At 57.7% G+C, this 452-nt stretch carries 1 rRNA gene; it reads left to right on the top strand.

Annotated elements, in window-relative coordinates:
• Positions 1–89: ribosomal RNA gene (locus tag CR470_RS38445) — 16S ribosomal RNA — on the top strand; the annotation flags it as partial.
• Between the last annotated feature and the right edge of the window lie 363 nt (positions 90–452).

Raw genomic sequence — 452 nt, 5'->3', positions numbered from 1 at the left:
GGAGGGAGCTGTCGAAGGTGGGACTGGCGATTGGGACGAAGTCGTAACAAGGTAGCCGTACCGGAAGGTGCGGCTGGATCACCTCCTTTCTAAGGAGCATCTAGATTCCGCAAGGAATCCAGAGCCACTACGTCGACAAATGTTCGACGGTGGTCAGCTCATGGGTGGAACGTTGACTATTCAGTACCTGGTGGTTCAGCCGGGACGCGAGTACTGCTCTTCGGAGCGTGGAAAGCGAACCGAATGAATTCCGGGTACTGGGCGCGCTGTTGGGTGTCTGAAGGTACGGCCGATAAGGCTGCCTTCGACGCCGGCCCCAGTGAACTCATCCGTAAGGGTGGGGTGATGGGTGGCTGGTCGTTGCTTGAGAACTGCACAGTGGACGCGAGCATCTGTGGCCAAGTTTTTAAGGGCGCACGGTGGATGCCTTGGCACCAGGAACCGATGAAGGA

The sequence above is a fragment of the Streptomyces sp. rh34 genome (genome assembly GCF_002551245.1).
In the GTDB taxonomy this organism is placed as follows: Bacteria; Actinomycetota; Actinomycetes; order Streptomycetales; family Streptomycetaceae; genus Streptomyces.
This window is presented reverse-complemented; position numbering and strand designations above follow the sequence as displayed.